Annotated in this window: 1 protein-coding gene; it reads right to left on the bottom strand. The window is 26.0% G+C overall.

Annotation, left to right across the window (positions count from 1 at the left end; genetic code table 11):
- Positions 1 to 284 (bottom strand): phage tail terminator family protein (locus K0040_RS20270; RefSeq protein ID WP_331476392.1); only part of this gene is annotated, 284 nt, incomplete at its 3' end.
- Positions 285 to 443 lie beyond the last annotated feature (159 nt).

Raw genomic sequence — 443 nt, 5'->3', positions numbered from 1 at the left:
TTAACTCTAATGTTTCTGTTAAATATTTTTTCTAATCTACTTTGTATGTCGTATAGATTTAATTTATTTTTTCTATCCTTTTGGTTATATTCAATATCTATGAATATCTTTTTAGTATCTAAAACTTTATTTGCAATATTATTAGAAACAGGTAAAAGTTGCACAAAAAAACAAGCCTCCTCAAAGCCTTGTTTATTATCCTCACTAATAAAATTATCTATATATCTAATCACATTTTCTCTTCTTTTATTACCTGTTATTCTAATATCTCTTTTTGTAAGCAACTAATCACCTACCACTCAAATAAATTTGCTTTTGCACTTGTCATATTTTCTTTTGTTCTTTCAATTCCCTTTTCAACCATAAATGAACCAGGAACAATGCCACCATTTTTAGTTGAATGGCCATTATTTACTAAAGTAGCATAATCAACTTCATTTTTA

The sequence above is a fragment of the Terrisporobacter petrolearius genome (assembly GCF_020748185.1).
Lineage (GTDB): Bacteria > Bacillota > Clostridia > Peptostreptococcales > Peptostreptococcaceae > Terrisporobacter > Terrisporobacter petrolearius.
Note: the sequence above shows the minus strand (reverse complement) of the source record. Positions and strands in the feature narration are given on the sequence as shown.